Below are 22037 nucleotides of genomic sequence, written 5' to 3'. Positions count from 1 at the left end.
GCCGTGGAGGTGGTGGGTCCTGGTCCGGCGGGCTAACCCGCCGGTGCGGGTGACGCGCTGGTGGCGATGGGTGGCCGGGTCCGCCGTCGGGGTCGGGGTGGTGGGGGGGGTGGCGGGGGGGCGTGCGGCCGGTGGCCCGGGGGGCCGGGGGCCCGCGGGCCGGTGGGGCCGGCGGGTCGTGGGTGGGGGCGGGTGGTCAGAGGGAGCCGTGGAAGGTGCGGTTCAGGACGTCGAGCTGCTGGTCGCGGGTGAGGCGGACGAAGTTGACCGCGTAGCCGCTGACGCGGATGGTCAGCTGCGGGTACTTCTCCGGGTGCTCCATGGCGTCCATGAGGGTGTCGCGGTTCAGGACGTTGACGTTCATGTGGAAGCCGTCGACCGCCATGTAGCCGTCGAGGACGCCGGCGAGGTTGCGGATCCGCTCCTCGGGGGTGCGGCCGAGGCCGTCGGGGGTGACCGTGTTGGTGAGGGAGATGCCGTCCTCGGCGTCCTCGTAGGGGAGCTTGGCGACGGACAGCGCCGAGGTGACGTAGCCGTGGGTGTCGCGGCCGTTCATGGGGTTGGCGCCCGGGGAGAACGGCTCGCCGGCGCGGCGGCCGTCGGGGGTGTTGCCGGTCTTCTTGCCGTAGACCACGTTCGAGGTGATGGTCAGGACGGACTGGGTGTGTTCGGCGCCGCGGTACGTCTCGTGCTTGCGGACCTTGCGCATGAACTCCTCGACCAGGCGGACGGCGATGGCGTCGACACGGTCGTCGTTGTTGCCGTAGGCCGGGTAGTCGCCTTCGACGAGGTAGTCGGTGGCGAGGCCGGTTTCGTCGCGTACGGGGGTCACCTTGGCGTGCTTGATGGCGGACAGGGAGTCGGCGGCGACCGAGAGGCCGGCGATGCCGCAGGCCATGGTGCGGCGGACGTCGCGGTCGTGGAGGGCCATCTCGATGCGCTCGTAGGCGTACCGGTCGTGCATGTAGTGGATGACGTTCAGGGCGTGGACGTAGGTCTGGGCGAGCCATTCCAGCTGTTCGTCGAACCGCTCCATGACCTCGTCGTAGTCGAGGACGCCGGGGGTCGGGGCGGCGGTCCGCGGGCCGACCTGGGCGCCGGACAGCTCGTCGCGGCCGCCGTTGACGGCGTAGAGGAGGGTCTTGGCGAGGTTCACGCGGGCGCCGAAGAACTGCATCTGCTTGCCGACCGGCATCGCCGACACGCAGCAGGCGATGGCGGTGTCGTCGCCGAAGCGGGGGCGCATCAGCTCGTCGGACTCGTACTGGACGGAGGAGGTGTCGATGGAGACGCGGGCGCAGAACTCCTTGAAGCCCTGGGGCAGGCGGGGTGACCAGAAGACGGTCATGTTCGGCTCGGGGGCGGGGCCGAGGTTGTAGAGGGTCTGCAGGTAGCGGAAGGAGGTGCGGGTGACGAGCGGGCGGCCGTCCTCGCCCATGCCGGCGATGGACTCGGTGACCCAGGTGGGGTCGCCGGAGAACAGCGCGTCGTACTCCGGGGTGCGCAGGAAGCGGACGATGCGGAGCTTGATGATGAAGTCGTCGACGAGTTCCTGCGCCGCTTCCTCGGTGAGGACGCCGGACTCGATGTCGCGCTGTAGGTATATGTCGACAAAGGTGGAGGTGCGGCCGAGCGACATGGCTGCGCCGTTCTGTTCCTTCACGGCGGCCAGGTAGGCGAAGTACAGCCACTGGATGGCCTCGCGGCCGGTGGCGGCAGGGCCGGAGATGTCGTGGCCGTAGGAGGCGGCCATCGCCTTGAGTTCGGCGAGGGCGCGGATCTGCTCGGCGAGTTCCTCGCGCAGCCGGATGGTCTCCTCCAGCGAACGACCGCCCGCGGGGAGGGCGTTCAGCTCGTCCTTCTCCTCCTTCTTGGCGGCGAGGAGCCGGTCGACGCCGTAGAGGGCGACGCGGCGGTAGTCGCCGATGATGCGGCCGCGGCCGTAGGCGTCGGGGAGGCCGGTGATCACGCCGGCCTTGCGGGCGGCGCGGATCTCGGGGGTGTAGGCATCGAAGACGCCGGCGTTGTGGGTCTTGCGGTATTCGGTGAAGACCTTCGCCAGTTCCGGGGAGACCGGGTAGCCGTAGGTGTCCAGAGCGCCGGCGACCATGCGCCAGCCGCCGTTCGGCATGATGGCGCGCTTGAGGGGGGCGTCCGTCTGGAGGCCGACGATCAGGTCCTTGTCGCGGTCGACGTAGCCGGGGGCGTGGGAGGTGATCGTCGACGGGATGTCGTGGGCGATGTCGTAGACGCCCTTCTCGCGTTCCTGGGGGAACTTGTCGGTGAGGGACTTCCAGACGGCGGTGGTGCGTTCGGTGGGGCCGGCGAGGAAGGAGTCGTCCCCCTCGTACGGGGTGTAGTTCTGCTGGATGAAGTCGCGGACGTCGACGGCGTCGCGCCACAGTCCGCCCTTGAAGCCGTCCCAGGCTCCGGTGTGCATCGTGGTTTCCGCAGGGGTGGCAGTCATGGCCGGCACCTTCCGAGTCGCCTCTTCGCTTGTCTCCATTGCACGCCTTTTGATCGATCATTTGGGGCCGCGATGGTCCCGACTCCGGGCCCGAAGGTCCTGCGGGCGGACGTCCCGCTTGCTTCGACATCAGGTCTGAGCTGGGATTTCCGGAGGGGCCCAAAGTCCCTCGTGCGCTTGTGAAAGCTTTCACAAATATCCGCGCGGGGCGCCCGAAAAGCCGATGATCCGATTTGTCGGCGCCCCTGTGGATATCGCGGCACCCCTCCCCGGCGGCCCCGCGCAGCATGGAGACGTGGGAGCGGGGCCGGCGCGGAAGGGAGCGCGGGTCAGCTGGGGGCTTCTGCGCCGGGCCGGGCGTAGAACCACCAGGCCACGACCACACAGCTCGCGTAGAAGCCCACGAATCCCCACATCGCACTGGTCACGGCGAAGTTGGCGAACATCGCCGGGATGAAGAAGAACCCGTAGGCGGCGATCCCCGCGGTGAAGCCGGTCACCGCGCCGGACTCGATCTCCGCCTGCTTGAGGGCCGCCGCGTACTGCGGGGTGCCCTCCGTCAGCCCCTTCAGGTGCCGGCTCCGGAAGATCACCGGGATCTGCCGGAAGGTCGAGCCGTTACCGACGCCGGAGAAGAAGAACGCAGCCAGGAAGCAGAGGAAGAAGCCATGGAAATCACCCGTCGCCGAACCGCCGGGCAGGAAGTGGATCACGCCGATGATCGAGGCGCCCATGCCCACGAAGGACAGGATCGTCACCCGCGCCCCGCCCAGCCGGTCGGCGATCCAGCCGCCCGCCCAGCGGGCCAGCGCGCCCAGCGCCGGGCCCATCCAGGCGTAGGTGGCCACCGAGTAGGCCGGGAAGGTGGTCTTGATGAGCAGCGGCAGCGCCGCGGCGAAGCCGATGAAGGAGCCGAAGGTGCCGACGTAGAGCCAGGTCATCAGCCAGTTGTGCTTGCGCCGGAAGATGATCTTCTGCTGGCTGAAGGGGGTGGAGGCGACCTTGAGGTCGTTCTGCCCGAACCAGGCGACCGCCGCCAGCACGACCACGACGGGGACCCATACGAAGGCCGCGTTCTGGAGGTAGATCTCCGAACCGTTCGCCTTCTTCTGGCCCGCGCCGATCGCCAGCACCGACGAGGTGATCAGGATCGGCGTCAGCAGCTGGACGACCGAGACGCCCAGGTTGCCGAGGCCGCCGTTGATTCCGGTCGCGTTGCCCTTCTCCCGCTTGGGGTAGAAGAAGCCGATGTTGGCGAGCGAGGAGGAGAAGTTCGCGCCACCGATGCCGCAGAGCGCGGCGATCGCGACCATCGTGGAGTAGGAGGTGTCCGGGTCCTGCACGGCGAAGCCGAGCCACAGCAGCGGGACGATCAGCACCAGCGTCGAGAGGGCCGTGAAGCGGCGCTGCCCGACCATCGGGCCGAGGAAGGTGTAGAAGATCCGGGCGGTGCCGCCGGTGATGCCCGGGACGGCGGTCAGCCAGAACAGCTGCGACTGGGTGTAGCCGAAGCCGACGTCCTTCAGGTTGGTCGCCGTGATGCTCCAGACCTGCCAGACCACGAAGGCCACCAGGAGCGCCGGCACCGCGATCCACAGGTTGCGGGTGGCCACCTTCCTGCCCGTGGACTGCCAGAAGGACGGATCCTCGGGCGTCCACTGGGTGATGGTGCGGCCCGGGCGGTACTGCGCCGGGTCGGCCAGTACCTCCGGCGCTTGCTGGGTTGCCGTGCTCATGGCGTCGTCCTGACGGTCGAGAAGGGTCGTGACCCTTCCAGGCTCCGCCCGCGGGGGTGGCGGGCGGCAGGGGCGAACGTCGTGCGGGCGGCGGGACAAGGTCCCGGCGCGGGAGGTGCGTTGGTCGGTCCGTCGCCGCCCGCGTCCGCCCGGGGTACCCGGGGGCCGCGGGCCGCGCGCCTCGGCTGCCGGGCGGCCGGGCCCTGGTCTGCTGGGCGGTATGACGTACGTACCTATGACCGCCCGCAGCCGCGTCGAGGACCACCGGACCGCGACGACCCTGGAGCTTTTCTTCGACCTCTGCTTCGTCGTCGCGATCGCGCAGGCCGGCCAGCGGCTGGTGCACGCGCTGGCGGAGGGGCATCCGGGCAGCGCGGTGGCCGGCTACGGCTTCGTCTTCTTCGGCGTGTGGTGGGCGTGGATGAACTTCACGTGGTTCGCGTCCGCCTACGACTGCGACGACGTGCCCTACCGGGTCACGACGCTGGTGCAGATCGCCGGGGTGCTCGTCTACGCGGCCGGGGTGAGCCGGGCCTTCGACGCCAACGACTGGACGGTGGCCGTCATCGGCTACCTGATCATGCGGGTGGCGCTGACGGCGCAGTGGCTGCGGGCGGCGGCCGGGGAGAGCGGGGCGGCCCGGACCGCGGCGCTGAAGTACGCCGCCGGGCTGCTGCTGTGCCAGGCGGGGTGGGTGGCGCTGCTGTTCGCGCCGGACGGCTGGAAGCGCTGGCTGTTCCTGGTGCTGGTGGTGGCGGAGCTGCTGGTGCCGGTGGTGGCCGAGAGCGGGCACCAGACGCCGTGGCACGCCCACCACATCGCGGAGCGGTACGGCCTGTTCACCATCATCGTGCTGGGCGAGACGATCGCCGCGAGCACGGTGGCGGTGAAGTCGGCGATCGACGAGCACGAGGCGCTGGGCGTGCTGCTGCCGATCGCGGCGGGCGGGCTGCTGATCGTCTTCGCCGCGTGGTGGATCTACTTCGCGGTGCCGATGCACGAGCGGCTGAACTCCAACCGGGAGGCGATCCCGTGGGGCTACGGCCATCTGCTGATCTTCGCGTCGGGTGCGGCGATCGGGGCGGGGATCGAGGTGGCGGTGGAGCACGCGGTCGGCAAGGCGCACATCTCCCAGGTGGCGGCGAACGCGGCCGTGACCGTGCCGGCGGCGGTGTTCCTGCTGATGGTGTGGCTGCTGCACTCGCGGCACTTCAAGAACGGTGCCGCCCAGCAGCTGGTGCTGCCGGTCTGTGCGGTGGCGATCCTCGCCTGTACCTGGGCGGGTTCGTACGCGGTGCTGTACGCGGGGCTGGTCGCGACGGCGGCGGTGGTGGTGGGGACGGCCCTCTCGGCGCGTACGGCGGAGGCCGCCGCCTGAGGCCGCGGCGCCGGGGCCGTCACCCGGGCGGCGCCGCCACCGTTCTCCAGCGCAGGACGCCACGCGACGGGCGACAGCAGAGAGGCACCTCGGATGACACTCCCCTCACAGAGACTCGGATCCGGCCCCGGTGGGGAACTGGCCGAGCCGGGCTTCTGGCAGCGGCCGCCCGCGGACCGTCTCGCGGCCTTCGCCCGGCTGCGCGCCCTGGACGCCCCCGTGTTCGTCCCGGAGGGCGGCGGCCGGGGTGGTCACTGGGCCCTCGTGCGGCATGCGGACGTGCAGGAGGCCAGTCGGCTGCCGAAGGTGTTCGCGAGTGCCCCGGGGGTGACGACGCCGGAGCCGGCGCGCTGGGTGCGGGCCCTGTTCGGGGACTCGATGGTCAATCTGGACGGCCCGGACCACGCGCAGTTGCGGAAGATCGTGCAGCGGGCGTTCACGCCGCGGCTGCTGGCGGCGGCGGAGGAGGACATCCACGCGGTCGCGGCCGAGATCGTGGACGACGTCCTGGAGCGGCGGCCCGACGAGTTCGTCTCGGCGGTGTCCTCCCGGCTGCCCCTGGAGGTCATCTGCAACATGATGGGGATCCCGGAGCGCTACCGGGCGGAGATCGCCGACCGGGTCAACCACGCCTCGGAGAACATCGGGGTGGAGCGAGGGCTGGCGTCGCGGCTGCGGATGCCGGGGCGGGGGCTGCGGGCGCTGGCGCGGATGCAGCGGATGGTGGCGGGCATCGGCCGGGAGCGCCGCCGCAACCCGTCCGACGACCTGATCTCGGCGCTGGTCTGCGCGAACGTGGACGGGCAGGCCCTCGGCGCCCGGCAGTTGGGGGCCTTCTTCAGCCTGCTGATGGTGGCGGGGGTGGAGACCACCCGCAACGCCATCACGCACGGGCTGACCCTGCTGACCGACTTCCCCGACCAACGGGACCTGCTGCTGTCGGACTTCGAGAAGTACGCGGACGGGGCGGTGGACGAGATGATCCGGCACTCGACGCCGATCATCCAGTTCCGCCGGACGGTGACGGCGGAACACACCCTGGGCGGGCACGCGTTCGGGCCGGGGGACAAGGTGGTGCTGTACTACGCCTCAGCCAACCGCGACGAGGCGGTCTTCCCCGACCCGGACCGCTTCGACATCACCCGCTCGCCCAATCCCCATCTGGGCTTCGGCGGCGGGGGCCCCCACTTCTGCCTGGGGGCGCACCTGGCCCGGGTGGAGATGAAGGCCCTGTTCCGCGAGCTGCTGACCCGGCCCGTGGGTCTGAGGGCGGTGGGGCTGCCCGATCTGGCGGGGTCCAACTTCGACAACCGGGTCCGTTCGCTGCGGTTCGCCTTCGAAACCCCCTGACCGCAGGGGCCCGGGAACCGGAGCGGCCCGGAACCGCAGGGGCCCCTGGGAAAGGGGCCGGCCGCCGGGCAGGCTGGGAGCCCGGCGGCCGGAGCGCGGCGAGCGCCGCCGCGGCTACTTCTGCAGGGTCTGCACCGCGAGGACGCAGTGGGCGCTGCTGGTCAGCACCGCCTCGTCCCCGGCGAAGCCCTGGAGCAGCTCCGGCGTGACCACCTGGCCGGGGACGGCCTCGGGCCAGGCGCGGGTGGCGAACAGGAAGTAGGCCTGCCCGCTCTCGTTGGCCGCGGCGACCCACTCGGGCGGCGCGGTGCAGGTGGCGTTGAGGCCGGGCATGGTCAGGGCGATCTGGTCGTCGGCCAGCAGGATCTGCACGGGGAAGGTGCGCGGGTTGCGCGTTCCGTCGATGACCACGTCGCCGATCTGCAGGCCGATCTCCTCCAGCAGCCCGCGGGCGGCCGCCTCGCCGCCCTCGCGGCCCTGCGGGCCGTCGCCGAGGGTGTAGGCGATGAGGTACGGGACGTCGTGGCCCTCGGAGGGGTCACCGATCCAGGCGAGGACGGAAAGGGTGCCGAGCAGGGAGCGGTCCGTTTCGGCTTGCGTTGAAGTCATGCGCCGCACCTTAGTGCTCTCCCGCCCGGGCCTTTCACGGCCTTTCACCCGGGCGGGCTACACCGCCCAGAATCCCCCTCCGGAATTCGGCCGCATGTTCGCGTCCTGGTACTGGAGCCGCACAATGCGCTGGTTTTCCGGAATTTCGAACACCACCCATCCTTCGGCCCGCTCGCCGACCGCCAGGGAATCGAAGACGAGCGGTTTGCCGGTGGTCAGTTCCCCGGTGCGCACCACCGGGTAGCGCTTGCCCGCGCCGTCGTACGCCCACATGCGCCCGAGTGCCCCGTACGAGGCCCCGCCGACGTTGACGAAGGACATCGAGGCGGCCACCCAGCGCTTGCCGGCGGGCGGCGCGTAGTTGGGCTCGACACTGACCGCGGGGTCCACGAACGCGCCGAGCACGACCTGGAGGTGTCGACCCACCGCCTGCCCTTGCACCCGTACGGAGTCACCCACATGGGCATCCTTCGCGGCGCCCGCCGCGGCCGCCCGGTCCGGGGCGACGGGCTCCTCGTCGGCGCCGGGCACGCCGTCGTCCACCGGGACGGCGGGGGCCGCGGCCGGGGCGGCCGCCGCCCCCTCGGGGGCGCTCTGGCAGGCGGTGGCGGTCAGCAGCAGGGCGGGCAGGAGCACGGCGGCGGCGAGGACGGTGGCGGTCTGACGCATACGGGGACCCCTTCGGGGATCTACGGAAGGGAAGGCGGCGTTTGCCGGCGATATCTTTCGGCCAGTCTCACGCGCCCGAGCGGGGAATTGCACACACCGACACGAGCGCGCGGAGCGAGTTGGCCGCCGACTGCCAGCACAATGCGTTCCGGCGGAATCCCGCCATCCCCACCCACCCGGAGGAAAAATGCGCACCCCCGCCCGCCGAATGGCCCTGACCGCCTTCTCCGCCCTGGCCGCCAGCACCCTCTTCGCCACCCCCGCCCTGGCCACCGTTTTCCACCAGGGAATTTCCCTGAGGTCGCAGGCCCACATCAACCGGCAGGGCGAGGTCGTCCTTTCCGGCACCTACCACTGCGAGCTCTCCCCGACCTCGGGGTCGGTCCAGATCAAGGCCACCGTCGCCCAGGAGGGCAGCCGGCTGAGCATCGGCGCCGGCGAGGTGTTCTGCGACGGCCGGGAGCACCACTGGAAGGCCGTGAGCCCGCTGACGGCCGGCCTGCACGAGGGCCCGGCGCGCGCCGTCGCGGAGCTCCAGGAGATCCACATGAACGGGCTGATGCCGCGCGCGCTGAGCACGGTCGCGGAGGACCGGCAGGACATCGAGGTGGTCGTCGACCACCGCTAGCGGCGGGTGGCAGGCCGGCGGGGGCCGGTAGCCGCCGCTACCGGCACTCCGGCGCGACGCCCGTCATCGACATGAACGCGACCGTCTGGCATCCGGGCCCGCCGTGCGGCCGCCCGGTCGTCCAGTCCGCGACCGCGTGCCCCCCGGCCGCCAGGAGCAGCACCAGGAGCGTTATCACGATGCCCGTGACGGTGCCCCTGCTCAGGCGGCGCACGGCTCGTTCCGACGGCCGCGCGGAAGACCACGCTTCGGTTTCATGGCCGAATCATGACTCCGCTCCCCGCACCCCACAACCCGGGGTGACCGTCCGGTCACGGAACCCTGTGCTCACCCCGTGCCGCGCGGGGCTCCGCCCGCGTCGAACTCGCACCACACGGCCTTGCCGTCGCCCCGGGACTCCACCCCCCAGTGCGTGGCCAGCGCGTCCACCAGCAGCAGCCCCCGGCCCGTGGTGGCCGCCTCGCCGGGGGTGCGCCGGCGCGGCCACACGCTGGAGCGGTCCTTGACCCACAGCCGGATCCTCCGCACCGGCTCCGGCAGCACCTCCATGGTCAGCACCGCCCCGCCGTCGGTGTGCAGCAGCGCGTTGACCAGCAGTTCCCCCGCCGCCAGTTCGACGTCGTCGGCCAGTTCGCCCATGCCCCAGTCGCGCAGGGCCTGCCGCAGGGCGTAGCGGGCCTCGGAGAGGCCCTCGGGGTCGGCCTGGTGGACGTACTGGTGGATCCGGGGAGCGCGGTGCGTGCCCGGGTCGGGGGCGCGCCGCAGGACGAGCAGGGCGACGTCGTCGCCGGAGCCCCAGCGCTCCCACAGCCGGTCGGAGAGGTGGTCGGCGAGCTCCCCCGGGCCCTGCGGCCCGCTGCGCACGGCCTGGGCCAGGGCGTCCATGCCGGCGGTGATGGTGGAGCCGGGCTCCTCGACGAGGCCGTCGGTGCACAGGACGAGCGTCTCGCCGGGCACCAGGTCCAGCCGGGTCTCGGGGAAGTCCTCCTCCCCGAACGCCGAGGCCAGTCCCAGCGGCAGGCCGCCGCGCACGTTGGGCCAGCCGGTACGGCCGTCCGTGTGCCGGATCAGCGGGCCGAGGTGGCCCGCGCGGACCGCCCGTACGCCGCCGGTCTCCAGGTCCACCTGGGCGTACATGCAGGTGGCGAAGCGTTCGGTGTCCAGTTCGGCGAGGAAGCGGGAGGCCCTGGCCAGGACGGTGGACGGGGGGTGCCCCTCGCCGGCGTAGGCGCGCAGGGCGATGCGCAGCTGGCCCATGATGGCCGCGGCGTGCGTGTCGTGGCCCTGTACGTCGCCCACCACGATGCCGACGCGGTCGCGCGGCAGGGAGATGACGTCGTACCAGTCCCCGCCGACCTCCCGTCCGCTCCACGCGGAGTGGTAGCGGACGGCGATCTCCCCGCCGGTGATCTCGGGGATGCGGCGCGGGAGCATGGAGGCCTGCAGGCCGGTGGCGAACTCGCGCTCCTGGTCGAAGAGGAGGGCCCGCTGGAGGGACTGGGCGACGATGCCGGCCAGGCCCAGGCACAGGTTCTGCTCCTCGGGGCTGAACTCGGTGCGCCGCCGGTAGAACAGCACGAGCCCGCCGATGGCCCGGGCCTGGGCGATCAGCGGCAGGTAGGCGGCGGCGTCGAAGCGGATGCGGCGCAGGTAGTCGGCCAGCAGGGGGAACTCGTCGGCGAGGGCGGTCAGCGAGGTGACGAAGCGCGCCTGGCGGGTGATCACGGCCTGCGACAGGGGCAGGGAGCCGTCCAGCCGGGTGAACTTGCGTTCGTCGAGGATCTCCAGGGACTCCCCGCTCAGCGCGATGATCTTGATGGCTTCGTTCTCGACGAGCCCCAGGGCCAGCCCGTCCGCCCCGAGCCGCTCCAGGGCGCCCGCGCCGGTGAGGGCGGCCGTGACGTCGTCGACGGTCACGGCCCGCGACAGGGCCTCGGTGGTGCGCTGGACGATGGCCGCCTGCTGGATGCGGGCGTTCTCCAGTTTCCGCAGCACCGTCGCGTGGGCCAGCTCCGCGGTGGCGTCGCGGACGATGCCGACGATCCGCAGGGCCCTGCCGTCGGCGTCGCGCAGGACCCGGCCCTGGGTGTGCGTCCACTGGTCGCGGCCGTCGCGCCGGCGGACGGTGAAGTACGAGCCGTAGGTCTCCCCGCCGCCGCCGAGCACTCCGTCCACGGTGTCCTGGAGGCGGGCCGAGTCGTCGGCCGGGATGCGCAGGCCGAGGCCCCGGGGGGTGTGGTCGAACTCGTCGGGCTCCAGGTCGAAGACCGACAGCCCGGCCTCGTCCAGGACGAGGGTGCCGCTGTCCAGGTCCCATTCGAAGCTGCCCATGCCGTTGAGCGCGAGCCGCTCCCCGGGGCCCGTCAGGGGCCGGGGCGCGTCCCGGCCCCCGCCGTCCCGCTCCGCCGCTGCCACCAGAGACACACCACCTAACGGCCGGGCCAGCACGGCTGCGAGATCAGCCGCTCCCACTCCTCGTCAGGATGCCCCGGAAGGGTGCGCCCGGCCTCCCGCCAGCGCTTGACGAGGGAGAGGTAGATCTCCGCCGGGTCGCCGGCCCCCGCCCCGGCCGGCCCGTGCGGGCCGGTCCCGCGGTACGGCGCCGCGGCGTACGGTCCGGAGCCGTGGCGGCCTCCCCCGTACGCCCCGTGCTGCTGACCCTGCCCGTACGGCTTGCCCGTGGCCCCCGACGGGGGCTGCTCTCCCCGGCTGGCGGGGATGCGCACCCAGCCACGGCCGCCCTGTGCTCGCTCCGCGTCCATCGCGGACCCCTCTCAGGTGGATCTCAGCGTAGCTACGTCTCCGGATGCCCGGCGGACGCCCGGACCGGCCGGACCCCGCGCGCCGAGGCGTTTGCGGACTCCCTTCACCAGTCTCCCCGCCGTGAAGCCCGCGCCGTGCACGAATCGCATGGAAGGTCCGAATGAGGGAGCCGTCAGCAGCCCCGCGAAGAACAGTCCCGGCCAGGACGACTCGAAACCGGGGCTCAGCTCCGGGGCGTCCCCCTCCCCCACGGTCGCCAGCGCGCCCCGCAGCCCCGCGTCGAGGAGGTCCAGCCGGGCGAGGCGCGGGGTGAAGCCGGTGGCGGCGATGACGTGCGCGGTGTCCAGGACGACGGACTCCCCCGCGGCCGTGGTCAGCCCGAGCCGGGTCCGCCCGCCCACCGCCACCGCCCGGTGCAGCCGGTGCCCCATGAGCGCGGGCACCCGCCGCTCGAAGCGGTCCCGCAGCCACCAGGCCCCGGCCGGCCCCAGGGCCGTGGCGGCGATCCGCTCCCGCGTCGGCGCGGGCAGCCCGCGCACCGCCCAGGGCAGCTCCGACCACACCCAGCTCCGCCAGCCGGTGCCGAGCCCGCTGTGCGGGTCGCGCAGGGCCCGCAGCACCGGCCGCCGCAGCGGCTGCGGGACGGTGTTCCAGTTCAGCCGGGAGCGCCGGGCCACCAGGCAGGGCCGGGCCCCCGACTCGGCCAGCAGGGCGGCGGTCTCCAGCGCGGCCTGCCCGGCGCCGAGGACGGCCACGTCCTGCCCGGCGAAGCGGGACAGGTCGCGGTGGCCGCTGCTGTGCGAGTAGTGGGCCGGGGGCAGGTCGCGCAGGGCCTCGGGGTAGTGGGTGAACGGCATCACCCCGACGGCGAGGGCCACGGTGCGGGCGCGCAGCGGCGGGCCCCCGGCGGTGCTGACCCGGAAGCCGTCGCCCTCGGGGGCGACCTCGGTGACGGTGGCCTCCTCCACCTCCGGCAGGCCGGCGTGGCGGGCGAACCAGAGCCCGTACGCGCTGAAGGTGCCGATGGGCAGCGGGCTGCCGTGCTCCGCGACGAGGCCCCGGGTGGCGCAGTACTCGGCGAGGGTGTGGCGGCCGCCGGGGGCGGAGAGGTTGGAGGACCAGGGCTCGGACTTGAGGTACATGCCCTCAGGCATGTGGTCCCGCCAGGAGGCCATGGGCCGGCCCAGCACCCGTACGCCGAGCCCGGCCGCCGCCGCGTGCGCGGCGATCGACAGCCCGTACGGGCCCGCGCCGACCACCACGAGATCGTCCATCCGCCTCACGGCCGCTCCTCTTCCTCCAGCACGATCACCGCCACGCCACCGCGTGACGGCCCGTCACCAGGTCACCGGAGCACCGTCACCCCGGCGTGCACCACCACGTCCCGGGGCCGGAAGGCACCCGTCACCCGGTCGCCGGGGCACCCGTGGCCCCGGTCACCGCGACACCAGCTCGTCCGGTTCCGCCGACGCCTCCGGGGACCCCGGGGGCGCGGGCACCCCGGGGGCGCCCTGCCGGGTCACCGCCGGGCCGGCCTCCGGGAGGCCGTCCGCGCGCGGCCGCCCGCCGCCGCGCCGGCTCGGGGTCCGCACGGCGCGGACGGTGCGCCGCCCCTGCGCCGGGACGCCGCGCAGGAGGCGCAGGCCCTTGCCCAGGCCCCGGCCCAGGAAGGCGCAGAGCATGGCCAGGAACGGCGCGGGGTCGTCGGCGGCGAACCAGGCCGCCTCCGTCCGCCCGTCCCCGTCCCGTTCCCCGTTCCCGTTCTCGCATCCGCCCCCGCCCCCCAGCCGCGGCAGCGAGCGCCCGCGCAGCGACGCCAGCAGGGCGTAGTTCTCCGCCACGAAGACCCGTCCCGGACCGCCCGCGGGCTCCGGGACCCGCTGCCCCGTCAGGTCCAGGTACATCGCCTGGACCACGTCGAGTCCCGCGTCGTCCGCGAACAGCCGGAACTGCGCCCCCGGCCGCGGGTTGAAGTCCACCAGCCGGGCCGCCCCGCGCTCGTCGCGGCGGAAGTCGAGGTCCAGGATCCCCTGGTAGCCGAGCCGTTCGGCGAGCCGCAGCCCCGCCTCCTCCACCGCCGGGTCGGCCAGCCACCGCCCCACCGCCGTCAGCCCCGCCCGGACCGGCCACGCCAGCTCCTTGCGGCCCGACCCGGCCAGCAGCGGCCGCCCGCCCCGCCCGAAGGCCCCGTGGAAGAACCAGTCGGTGTCGGGCCCCGCGGGCAGGAAGCGCTGGAGCAGCAGCGGGCTCCCTGCCTCGGTGGAGCGCGCGTACAGCTCCCGCGCCCCGGCGGCGCTGTCCACCAGCGTGGTGCTGCGCAGCCCGCTCCCGGCCGGCAGCAGCCAGGGCCGGCTCCACTTGGCCACCACCGGCAGCCCCAGCGTCCACGCGGCCCGGGCCGCCTCGGCCCCGCTCTGCGGGACGACCGTCTCCGGGTGCGGGACGTCCCAGCGGGCGCACAGCCGCGACAGCTCCGCCTTGTCCGCCACCCGGGCGGGCAGGTCGTCCGGCTGATGGGGGATCCGGAAACGATCCGTCAGCATCGGGGCCACCCGCGACACGGCGATGGCGCTCAGGTCGTCCATGGCGACGAGCACGGCAGGCCGGCCGATCCGCTCCGACACCCCGACCAGGCACTCCAGGAGCACCTCGGGCGCCTCCGGGTCGAGTCCGCCGGCCGGTCCGGGGTGCGTGGCGCGCAGGTACCGCGAGCGGCTCACGGGACCTCCTCCGGCCTCGACGACGGCATGGACCTCCACGCCCCGGCGGCCGAGGGATCTGGCGGCGCCCAGGGTTCCGTGGTGGAACGGGTTGCGATCGAGTCTGAGCAGAACTGCGGGCACATGGCCGTCGAACGCGTACATACAAACGGACTTTCACCTAGTCGGACCAAGCGGGAGGGATGCGCAGCTGCGAATGGCCTAGGCGGCGGCCACCTGACAGGCCGTTCGTCAGATGTGATGTCTAACGTCTGTGGCAAGCACACCGGTTCGGCAGAGCTCGGGAGACGACATGCCCAGACCACACCACCGCCTGGTGAGCACCTGCGTCGGTACGGTCACGGCCGGGCTGCTCGCCACCGGCGCCGCGCTCGCGGCGCCGCCGCCGGACGACGACCCGGCCCAGGGCTCCGACACCGCGTTCGGCGCCTATCTCGACTACGGGCCGGCCGGCGTCGCCCGCATCCCCTCCCTGTCGCGCTGGCTGGGCGGCCGGGAGATCCGGGTCGGGCACACCTACCTGCCCGGCGACTCCTGGGCCGGCATCGAGGGCCGCGTCCCGTTCCTGGAGGACTGGGCGCGCTGGCGCCGGGCCGAGGACGACCGGATGTTCGTCCTCAACGTGCCCATGCAGGCCCGCAACGAGGGCCGGGTGCCCGACTGGCAGGTGGCCCAGCTGATCCGGGCGGGCGCGCGGGGCGAGTACGACCGGCACTTCCGCGCGCTGGCCGAGCGGCTGGTGGAACTGGGCGTCCCGGACACCGTGATCGTGCTCGGCTGGGAGATGAACGGCACCACGTACACGCACCGCTGCGGCCCCGACCCGGAGCACTGGAAGGCGTACTGGAACCGCGTCGTCAACACGATGCGCTCCGTACCCGGACAGCGCTTCAAGTTCGATTTCACCCCCAACCGGGGGACCGACGCGATCCCGTGGACCGAGTGCTACCCGGGCGACGACGTGGTCGACGTCATCGGCATGGATTCGTACGACCAGGGCCCGGGCCGGACCTTCGACGACCACGTCACGCAGCCGTACGGGCTCCAGCAGCACGTCGACTTCGCGAAAGCACACGGCAAGCGGATCTCGTACCCGGAGTGGGGGCTGTTCCGCAACGGGGACAACCCGGAGTACGTGCGGCGCATGCTCCGGTGGATCGAGCAGCACCACCCGCTCTACCACACCATCACCGACTACTGCCCGCACGGCGTCTGGCAGTGCAAGCAGAACCCGAAGTCCTCCAAGGCCTTCCGCGACGCACTGACCGACCAGGGCCCGGTCGTGGTCCCGACCCCCGTGGTGCCGACCCCGGTGGTGCCCACGCCCGTGGTCCCGACCCCGGTGGTCCCGACGCCCGTCGTACCCACCCCGGTCGTCCCGACCCCGCAGGTCCCCACTCCGCAGGTCCCGACCCCCCAGGTCCCGACCCCCCAGGTCCCGACGCCCACCCCGACCCCCGTCCGCCCGGAACCCGAGGCGTCCCCGTCCCCGTCCCCGTCCCCGACCCCGACTCCGACCCCGGTCGCACCCGAGCCGCAGCCCCTGCCCACCCGGCCCTCCCCGTCCGCGTCCCAGCCGCCGAAGCCGCAGCCCAAGCCGCAGCCGAAGCCCGAACCGAAGCCGCAGCCCCAGCAGCCCGTCAACAGCAAGCAGTGGTGCCTGCCGCTCGACTTCGGCGACTGGTTCTCGAAGCTGATGGGCAAGCAGCAGGTCTGCATCACCTTCGGCGGCTGGGGCGGGGACTCCGGCTTCTGGCCCTTCTAGCCGGGTCATCGCACCCGCAGTTCGTTCAGCCGCGCCCGCCAGTCCCGGGCGGCCGGCAGCGCCTCGCGCAGCGCCCCCACCGCCCGCTCGCGCCCCGTGACCTGCGACGCGTGCAGTCGCATCAGGGGCGCGAGCGCGTGCGTGGCCAGCAGCAGGCGCTGGTTGACGACCGTCTCCGGACGCCAGTGGTTCTTGTACGGCTCGTTGCCGCGCAGGAAGCTCACCACCGGCCGGCCCTCCTCCAGCGCCCGCCCGGCCTCGTAGCGCAGCAGCAGCGTCGCCACGTCGACCTTCCGCTCCCGCAGGCCCGGGTCCGCCCCGTACAGGTAGCCGCCGCTCAGCGCGGCGGACAGCAGCGTGACGTTGGACGCCACCACCTTCCCGTCCAGCCGGAACTCCGTCAGCCGGCCCTCCCCCGCCCGCACCATCCGCCGGGTGGCCCGGGTCAGGTGCTCGGCGAAGCGGGGCCGCAGGTGCTCGGGAGTCACCCCGCGGCCGCGCCACTGCTTCTCGTGCAGCCGCAGCAGGGTCCGTACGGCCTGCGGCACCTCCGGCTCGGTGACCTCGTGCTCCTCGATCCCGGCGGCGTCGGTCTTGCGCAGCTTGGCCCGCACCCGCTGGGCGCCGGAGGCCGGCATCCGCTTGACGAGCTGGTCGAAGGGGAGCGCGGGCAGCTCCATGCAGGTGGAGTCGGTCAGCCGGCTCGACACCCCCGGCCAGGCCTCGAACACGGCGTCGGCGGCCGCCCCGGGCCGTACCTCGCGCAGGTCGACCACGGCGCTGCGGGCGGCCCGGTGCAGCCCCTGCGCCAGGGCGGGTACGACCTGCCCGGCGTGCTCCCGCGCCACGAGCACGTCGAAGTAGTCGGTGATCGGCCCGCCCAGCGGGACCAGCCGCGGCAGCGGCCGGTGCACGAGCATCAGGGCGGCCGCCCCGACGAGCTCCTGCCCGCGCCGCACGAGCAGGATCCGCAGCCGCCCGTCCTTGCCGTAGGACAGCCACCACGAGTGCAGCCAGGCGTGGCTCTGGAAGGGGGTGGCGGTCGGACATTCCCGGACCAGCCGGTTCCAGGACTCCTCCAGCGCCGCGAACTGCCGGGAGTCCCGGCACAGCGTCACCGTCAGGGCCCCGGTGGAGCCCCGCGTCATCGCACGGACTCCTTCTCCTTGGTCTCGGAACGCTCGGAGCGCTCGGAACGCTCGGAGTGCTCGGAGTGCTCGCCCTGGGCGGGCAGGGAGGCGTACTCCTCCGCCACCGGGCGTGCCGCAGCCTCCTGCTCCTCGGGCCGGCGGCGGCCGGGCCGGGCCAGCAGCCACAGCCCGCCGAGCAGCCCGCCGGCGCACAGTCCGACGGCGGCGCTGATCGCGGCGGACGGGGAGGCGGGCTCGGCCGGCGCGACGGCCTGGCTGAACAGGAGCAGCTGCACGCCGGTGTTCTTGGCGGCCTGGTTGCTGCTCAGCGAGAGGGCGTCGGCGACGGCGTTGGCGATGTCGGCGGCCTCGGAGGGGCTCTTGGAGGTGCCGGTGATCGCGATCATCGGGGAGTCGGGGGAGGTCTCGGCGCGGACCTGCGTGCGCAGCTGCTGGGCGCCGATGCCCGCGCGGGGCTGGGCGTAGGCGAGGGTGGAGCTGCTGGTGGCGATGCGGCCGTAGGCCTGGGCGAAGCCCTGGGCGGTGGCCGGCTCGGTGGTCTCGTTCGGCACGGCGACGACGTAGCTGGTGGCCGCGTAGTCGGGCGCCTTGAGCACCCCGTACGCGCCGCCCGCGGCCAGCCCGAGGAGCGCGCAGGCGGGCAGCGGCCACCAGGCGGGCGGCGGCAGGAGCCTGCGCTTCCTGCCGGACCGGTGGTCGGACTTCTTCTGGTCGGCGGTGTCGGTCATGAGGGTGCTCGCTTTCCATGTGGAGGGGTCGAGGGATGGACGGTGGAGAGGAGTGCGGAGGCGGGGGGGAAGGAGGGTCAGCCGCTCCCCGGGCCGGGCGCCGCCAGCGCGAGGCCGTAGACGTCGAGCAGCCGCTCCGCGCTCCGGGCGATGTCGTAGCGCCGCACCACCGGCGGCGCCGGCAGCCGGCGTGCGCCCGCCTCCATGTGCCCGCGCAGCGCGCCGACCAGCTCGTCGGTGCCGGTGCCGATCCGCCGCGCCCCCGGCGCCTGCGCCGCGGGGAGGTCGTCGACGGCGGGGCAGGTGACGTGCAGCACGGGCAGCCCGGCCGCGAGCGCCTCGATCACGGCCAGCCCGAACGCCTCCTCCCGCGACGGGGACACGAACACGTCCATGGCGGCCAGCAGCGCGGCGATCCCCGGGGTGCGCCCGTCGGGCCCGTCGCCCAGCGGGTCCCGCTCCCCCAGCAGGTGGATCCGGGACTGCGCGCCGAGCTCGGCGGCCAGGCTGCGCAGCGCGGCCCGCTCCGGCCCGTCCCCGGCCAGCAGCAGGTGCGCCCCGGGTAGCGCGGCGACGGCCCGGACGAGGACGTCGAACCGCTTGCCCGGGACCAGCCGGCCGACCCCGCCGACCACGAAGGCCCGCTCGGGCAGCCCGGTCCGGGCGCGGGTGGCGCGGCGGACGCCCTCGTCGAAGCGGAAGCGGGCGGCCTCGATCCCGTTCGGGACGACGTGGACCCGGGCGGCCGGCACCCCCCAGCCCTCCAGCCGGGCGGCGACGGTGTCCGACACGGCGACGGTCGCGGCGCCGAGGCGTTCGCTGGCCAGGTAGAGGGAGCGGACCCCGCGGGACAGCGGGCGGCCTTCGATCTCGGCCTCGCCCAGGGAGTGTTCGGTCGCCACCGTCGCGCCGACACCGGCGAGCCGGGCGGCGAGCCGGCCGTAGACGCAGGCCCGGTACAGGTGGGTGTGGACGAGGTCGTAGCGGCCGCGCCGGATGAACCGGACGAGCCTGGGCAGCGCGCCCAGGTCGCGGTTGCCGCGCATGCCCAGGTGGACGACGCGGACCCCGTCGGCGCGCAGCCCGTCGGCGACCGGACCCGGGTTGGTGAGGGTCAGGACGTCGCACTGCATCGGCATGTGGCGCAGCAGCAGCCGCAGTTGCTGTTCCGCGCCGCCGACGCCGAGCCCGGTGATGACGTGGAGGGCCTTCACCGCAGCACCGGTACCTTCCGGCGCAGCTCGCGCGCCCCGTGCCGCAGTTCCTTGATCCGCATCCGGGCGGCCCCGTCGGCCTGGCTGACGTGGGTGCGGGGCAGCGCGTGGCGGCCCGCGAGGCGGCCGGGGGAGATCGCGCAGGCGTAGCCGTAGCCGGCGGCGCGGGTGGCGTCGACGACGCGGGCGTCGAGGTGGCCGTAGGGGTAGCAGAAGCCTTCGGGGAGGGTGCCGGTGATCTCGCGCAGGAGTTCGCGGCTGCCGCGCAGTTCCTGCTGGAGGACGTCGTCGGGGGCGGCGGTGAGGTCCTGGTGGAGCAGCCCGTGGGAACCGATCTCCTGTCCGGCGGCGGCGACCTCGCGGATCTGCTCGGCGGTGAGGAGGGACTTGCGGGGGCCGAGCGGGTCCCAGACGTTGTCGACGCCGAGCCGGCCGGGCAGGACGAAGAGGGTGGCGGTGAAGGCGTGGCGGCGCAGCAGGGGCAGGGCCCGGGTGAGGAAGTCGGTGTAACCGTCGTCGAAGGTGAGGCCGACGAGGCCCTGGGCGCGGCCGGCCGCGCGGGCGCGCAGGAGTTCGCCGACGGACACCCCGCGCAGTCCGCGGGAGCGCAGCCACAGCAGCTGGGCTTCCAGGGCGCCGGGGGTGACGGTGATCCCGTACGGGTCTTCGGCGGGGTCGGTGAACTCGGCGACGGAGTGGTACATCAGGACCCACGGCGATGCCGTCCGGCGGGCGTGGGCCGTCACGGCGGCGGGTGCCGTGTCGGTGTCAGCGGGCATTGCGGAACCTCTGGGTGAGCTGGGTGATCTGGACGGCGGTCTGGCCGGCGAGCTGGGCGATCTGGCCGGGCAGGGCGGTGATCTCGATGGCCCTCATGGCCATGCCGGTGGCCCCGAACATGGCGGGGACGAGCAGGCAGCCGAGGGCGGCGCTGAGCAGCGGGTCGGGGATCATCGGGCCGGCGAGCCAGCCGGTGGCGCAGGCGGAGGCGGCCGCGACGGCGAGCCGGCCGATGCTGACGGCCACACGGCGGGCCTGGATGGCGATGATGCGGGAGCCGATGCCGGTGAGCAGCAGGGCGGCGGTGGCGGTGATGCCGGCGGCGTTGGCGGCGGCGATGCCGTAGACGCCCCACCAGCCGACGAAGAGGGCTCCGGCGGCGATGTTGACGAACAGCCCGGCGCCCATCGCGAGCGCCGGGAACCAGGTGGGCCGGGCGGTCGAGAAGAAGGGCCGGGACAGGGCGCCGACGAGGCAGTGGCCGAGCAGGCCGAGGCCGTAGACGCGCATGACGGAGGCGGTGGTGACGGTGTCCTGGTGGGTGAAGGCGCCGCGTTCGAAGAGGACTTCGATGATCTGCGGGGCGTAGCCGATGACCAGGGCGGTGCCGAGGAGGACGGCGAGGGAGGCGAGGGCGAGGTCCTGTTCGACGCGCCGGCGGGCCTTCTCGCGTTCGCCGCCGGCCATGGCCTGGGCGACGACGGGGAAGGTGACGGTGCAGATCATCAGGGAGAGCACCATCGGCATCTGCGCGACCTTCTGCGCGTAGTTGAGGTGCGAGATGGCGCCGGGGGGCAGGGAGGCGGCGAGGAAGCGTTCGACGAGGACCTGGGACTGGCGGAAGACGGCGAAGGAGATGACGGGGGCGATCACCCCGAAGGCGATGAGGGTGGGCCGGTCGCGGTCGCGCTGGCTGCGCGGGGCCCGCCGGGCGCGGGGCGGTCCGAAGCCGACGTTGCGGATGAACGCGGGCAGCTGGACGAGGACCATCAGCAGTCCGCCGACGGCGACCCCGGCGGCGGCGGCCCGCACGCCCCACAGGGCGTGGAGGGCGACCATGGTGCCGATGATGCCGACGTTGTACGAGACGTAGATCGCGGCGGGCGGCAGGAAGGACCGGTGGGCGCGCAGGGCGGCGCTGAAGTACCCGGCGACGCCGAAGGTCAGGACGGTCAGGGCGGTCATCCGGGTGCACTGGACGGCCAGTTCGGGGTCGGGCAGGCCGGGCGCCAGGACGTCGACGACCAGGGGTGCGGCGAGGACGAGGACGGAGGCGACGGCGGCGAGGAAGACCATCAGGCGCGGCAGGGTGGCCCCGACGAGCAGGCGTACGGGGTCGGCCGCGCGGGCCTCCTTGCGGGTGAGCCCGGCGCGGCTGGCGGCGCGCCGGGCCAGGGCGTGGCTGAAGGCGGGCACCATCAGCAGGGCCATGGCGTCCTCGATCAGCAGCGTCGAGGCCATCTCGGGGACGGTCCAGGAGATGAGGAAGGCGTCGCTGTCGTGTCCGGCGCCGAAGAGGTGCGCGATGGTCTGGTCGCGGACGAGGCCGAACAGGGCCCCGGCGGCGGTCAGTCCGGCGGTGACGGCGGCGGCCTTGGCGAGGAACCGGCCGAGCGGAGCCGTACCGCTGCCGCTCGGCCTGCCGGGCCCCGACTGCCCGGCGGGACCGCTCCGCCGGGCGGGAACGGCCGCCCCGGCCCGACGACCGCCGCCGGGGCGGGGCGCGCCGCCGACCGCACCGGGACCGACGGCGACGGGACCGACCCCAGCGGGACCGGCCGCACCGTGGCGGGCCGCACCGGATCCGACCGCACCATGGCGGGCCGCACCGGGACCGGCCGCACCGGGCCCGACCACAACAGGACCGGCCGCGGCAGGCCCGACCGCAGCGGATCCGACCGCACCGTGACGGGCCGCACCGTGGTCGGCCGCGGCGGGCCCGACCGCACCGTGGCGGGCCGGACCGGGGCCGGCCGCAGGGGGACCGGACGCGCCGTAGCGGGCCGAGCCGGGGCCGGTCGCAGGGGGACCGGCCGCGCCGTAGCGGGCCGAGCCGGGGCCGGTCGCAGGGGGACCGCC

18 protein-coding genes are annotated in these 22037 nt (G+C 73.8%); 4 read left to right on the top strand and 14 right to left on the bottom strand.

Annotated elements, in window-relative coordinates; all coding sequences use genetic code 11:
* Positions 1-196: 196 nt before the first annotated feature.
* Positions 197-2467, bottom strand: coding sequence for a formate C-acetyltransferase (gene pflB / locus ACFVXK_RS05605; protein WP_389610233.1), 2271 nt, complete (start codon positions 2465-2467; stop codon positions 197-199).
* Positions 2468-2796: 329 nt separating this feature from the next.
* Positions 2797-4203, bottom strand: coding sequence for an MFS transporter (locus tag ACFVXK_RS05600; protein ID WP_389610232.1), 1407 nt, complete (start codon positions 4201-4203; stop codon positions 2797-2799).
* Positions 4204-4423: 220 nt separating this feature from the next.
* On the opposite strand from ACFVXK_RS05600, the gene ACFVXK_RS05595 reads away from it, so the two are divergent.
* A complete protein-coding gene (locus ACFVXK_RS05595) occupies positions 4424-5581 on the top strand; it encodes a low temperature requirement protein A (RefSeq protein WP_389610231.1) in 1158 nt (385 codons plus the stop codon).
* Between the two features lie 93 nt (positions 5582-5674).
* A complete protein-coding gene (locus ACFVXK_RS05590; protein WP_389610230.1) occupies positions 5675-6931 on the top strand; it encodes a cytochrome P450 in 1257 nt (418 codons plus the stop codon).
* Between the two features lie 114 nt (positions 6932-7045).
* On the opposite strand, the gene ACFVXK_RS05585 is transcribed toward ACFVXK_RS05590, so the two are convergent.
* Positions 7046-7540 (bottom strand): DUF5949 family protein, encoded by a 495-nt coding sequence (locus ACFVXK_RS05585; protein ID WP_389610229.1) that lies wholly within the window; start codon positions 7538-7540, stop codon positions 7046-7048.
* A 57-nt stretch (positions 7541-7597) separates the two neighbouring features.
* Complete coding sequence (locus ACFVXK_RS05580) at positions 7598-8209, bottom strand: DUF4352 domain-containing protein (protein WP_389610228.1); 612 nt, start codon at positions 8207-8209, stop codon at positions 7598-7600.
* A gap of 187 nt (positions 8210-8396) precedes the next feature.
* On the opposite strand from ACFVXK_RS05580, the gene ACFVXK_RS05575 reads away from it, so the two are divergent.
* The gene (locus ACFVXK_RS05575; protein WP_389610227.1) at positions 8397-8837 is read left to right on the top strand and encodes a DUF6299 family protein; all 441 of its coding nucleotides are present in this window, start codon (positions 8397-8399) and stop codon (positions 8835-8837) included.
* Positions 8838-8874: 37 nt separating this feature from the next.
* Here ACFVXK_RS05575 and ACFVXK_RS05570 read toward each other — a convergent pair whose 3' ends face one another.
* The 5 genes from ACFVXK_RS05570 to ACFVXK_RS05550 form a co-directional block, all read right to left on the bottom strand.
* Complete coding sequence (locus tag ACFVXK_RS05570; RefSeq protein ID WP_389610226.1) at positions 8875-9051, bottom strand: hypothetical protein; 177 nt, start codon at positions 9049-9051, stop codon at positions 8875-8877.
* A gap of 113 nt (positions 9052-9164) precedes the next feature.
* Complete coding sequence (locus tag ACFVXK_RS05565; protein WP_389610278.1) at positions 9165-11252, bottom strand: SpoIIE family protein phosphatase; 2088 nt, start codon at positions 11250-11252, stop codon at positions 9165-9167.
* 14 nt (positions 11253-11266) lie between these two features.
* A complete protein-coding gene (locus tag ACFVXK_RS05560) occupies positions 11267-11599 on the bottom strand; it encodes a hypothetical protein (protein WP_389610225.1) in 333 nt (110 codons plus the stop codon).
* Positions 11600-11611: 12 nt separating this feature from the next.
* Complete coding sequence (locus tag ACFVXK_RS05555) at positions 11612-12874, bottom strand: NAD(P)-binding domain-containing protein (protein WP_389610224.1); 1263 nt, start codon at positions 12872-12874, stop codon at positions 11612-11614.
* Positions 12875-13036: 162 nt separating this feature from the next.
* A complete protein-coding gene (locus ACFVXK_RS05550) occupies positions 13037-14320 on the bottom strand; it encodes an ATP-grasp domain-containing protein (RefSeq protein WP_389610223.1) in 1284 nt (427 codons plus the stop codon).
* 292 nt (positions 14321-14612) lie between these two features.
* On the opposite strand from ACFVXK_RS05550, the gene ACFVXK_RS05545 reads away from it, so the two are divergent.
* Positions 14613-16085, top strand: a complete 1473-nt coding sequence (locus ACFVXK_RS05545; protein ID WP_389610222.1) for a glycoside hydrolase family 26 protein — start codon at positions 14613-14615, stop codon at positions 16083-16085.
* Positions 16086-16090: 5 nt separating this feature from the next.
* On the opposite strand, the gene ACFVXK_RS05540 is transcribed toward ACFVXK_RS05545, so the two are convergent.
* The 5 genes from ACFVXK_RS05540 to murJ form a co-directional block, all read right to left on the bottom strand.
* A complete protein-coding gene (locus ACFVXK_RS05540; RefSeq protein WP_389610221.1) occupies positions 16091-17233 on the bottom strand; it encodes a GNAT family N-acetyltransferase in 1143 nt (380 codons plus the stop codon).
* Positions 17230-17964, bottom strand: coding sequence for a lipopolysaccharide biosynthesis protein (locus ACFVXK_RS05535; protein ID WP_389610220.1), 735 nt, complete (start codon positions 17962-17964; stop codon positions 17230-17232). Before ACFVXK_RS05535 ends, ACFVXK_RS05540 begins: the two co-directional genes overlap by 4 nt.
* A gap of 77 nt (positions 17965-18041) precedes the next feature.
* Positions 18042-19178: a glycosyltransferase gene (locus ACFVXK_RS05530; RefSeq protein WP_389610219.1), complete on the bottom strand. Its 1137-nt coding sequence runs from the start codon at positions 19176-19178 to the stop codon at positions 18042-18044.
* Entirely contained in the window at positions 19175-19957 is a 783-nt protein-coding gene (locus ACFVXK_RS05525; protein ID WP_389610218.1) for a polysaccharide deacetylase family protein, read from the bottom strand. The genes ACFVXK_RS05530 and ACFVXK_RS05525 overlap by 4 nt, the downstream gene beginning before the upstream one ends.
* Positions 19947-22037, bottom strand: a 2091-nt coding sequence (murJ, locus tag ACFVXK_RS05520) for a murein biosynthesis integral membrane protein MurJ (RefSeq protein WP_389610217.1), incomplete at its 5' end; no start/stop codon positions are given. The genes murJ and ACFVXK_RS05525, both read right to left, overlap by 11 nt.

Origin of the sequence: Streptomyces sp. NPDC058157 (assembly GCF_042884105.1) — a bacterium.
Classification (GTDB): Bacteria; Actinomycetota; Actinomycetes; order Streptomycetales; family Streptomycetaceae; genus Streptomyces.
This window is presented reverse-complemented; position numbering and strand designations above follow the sequence as displayed.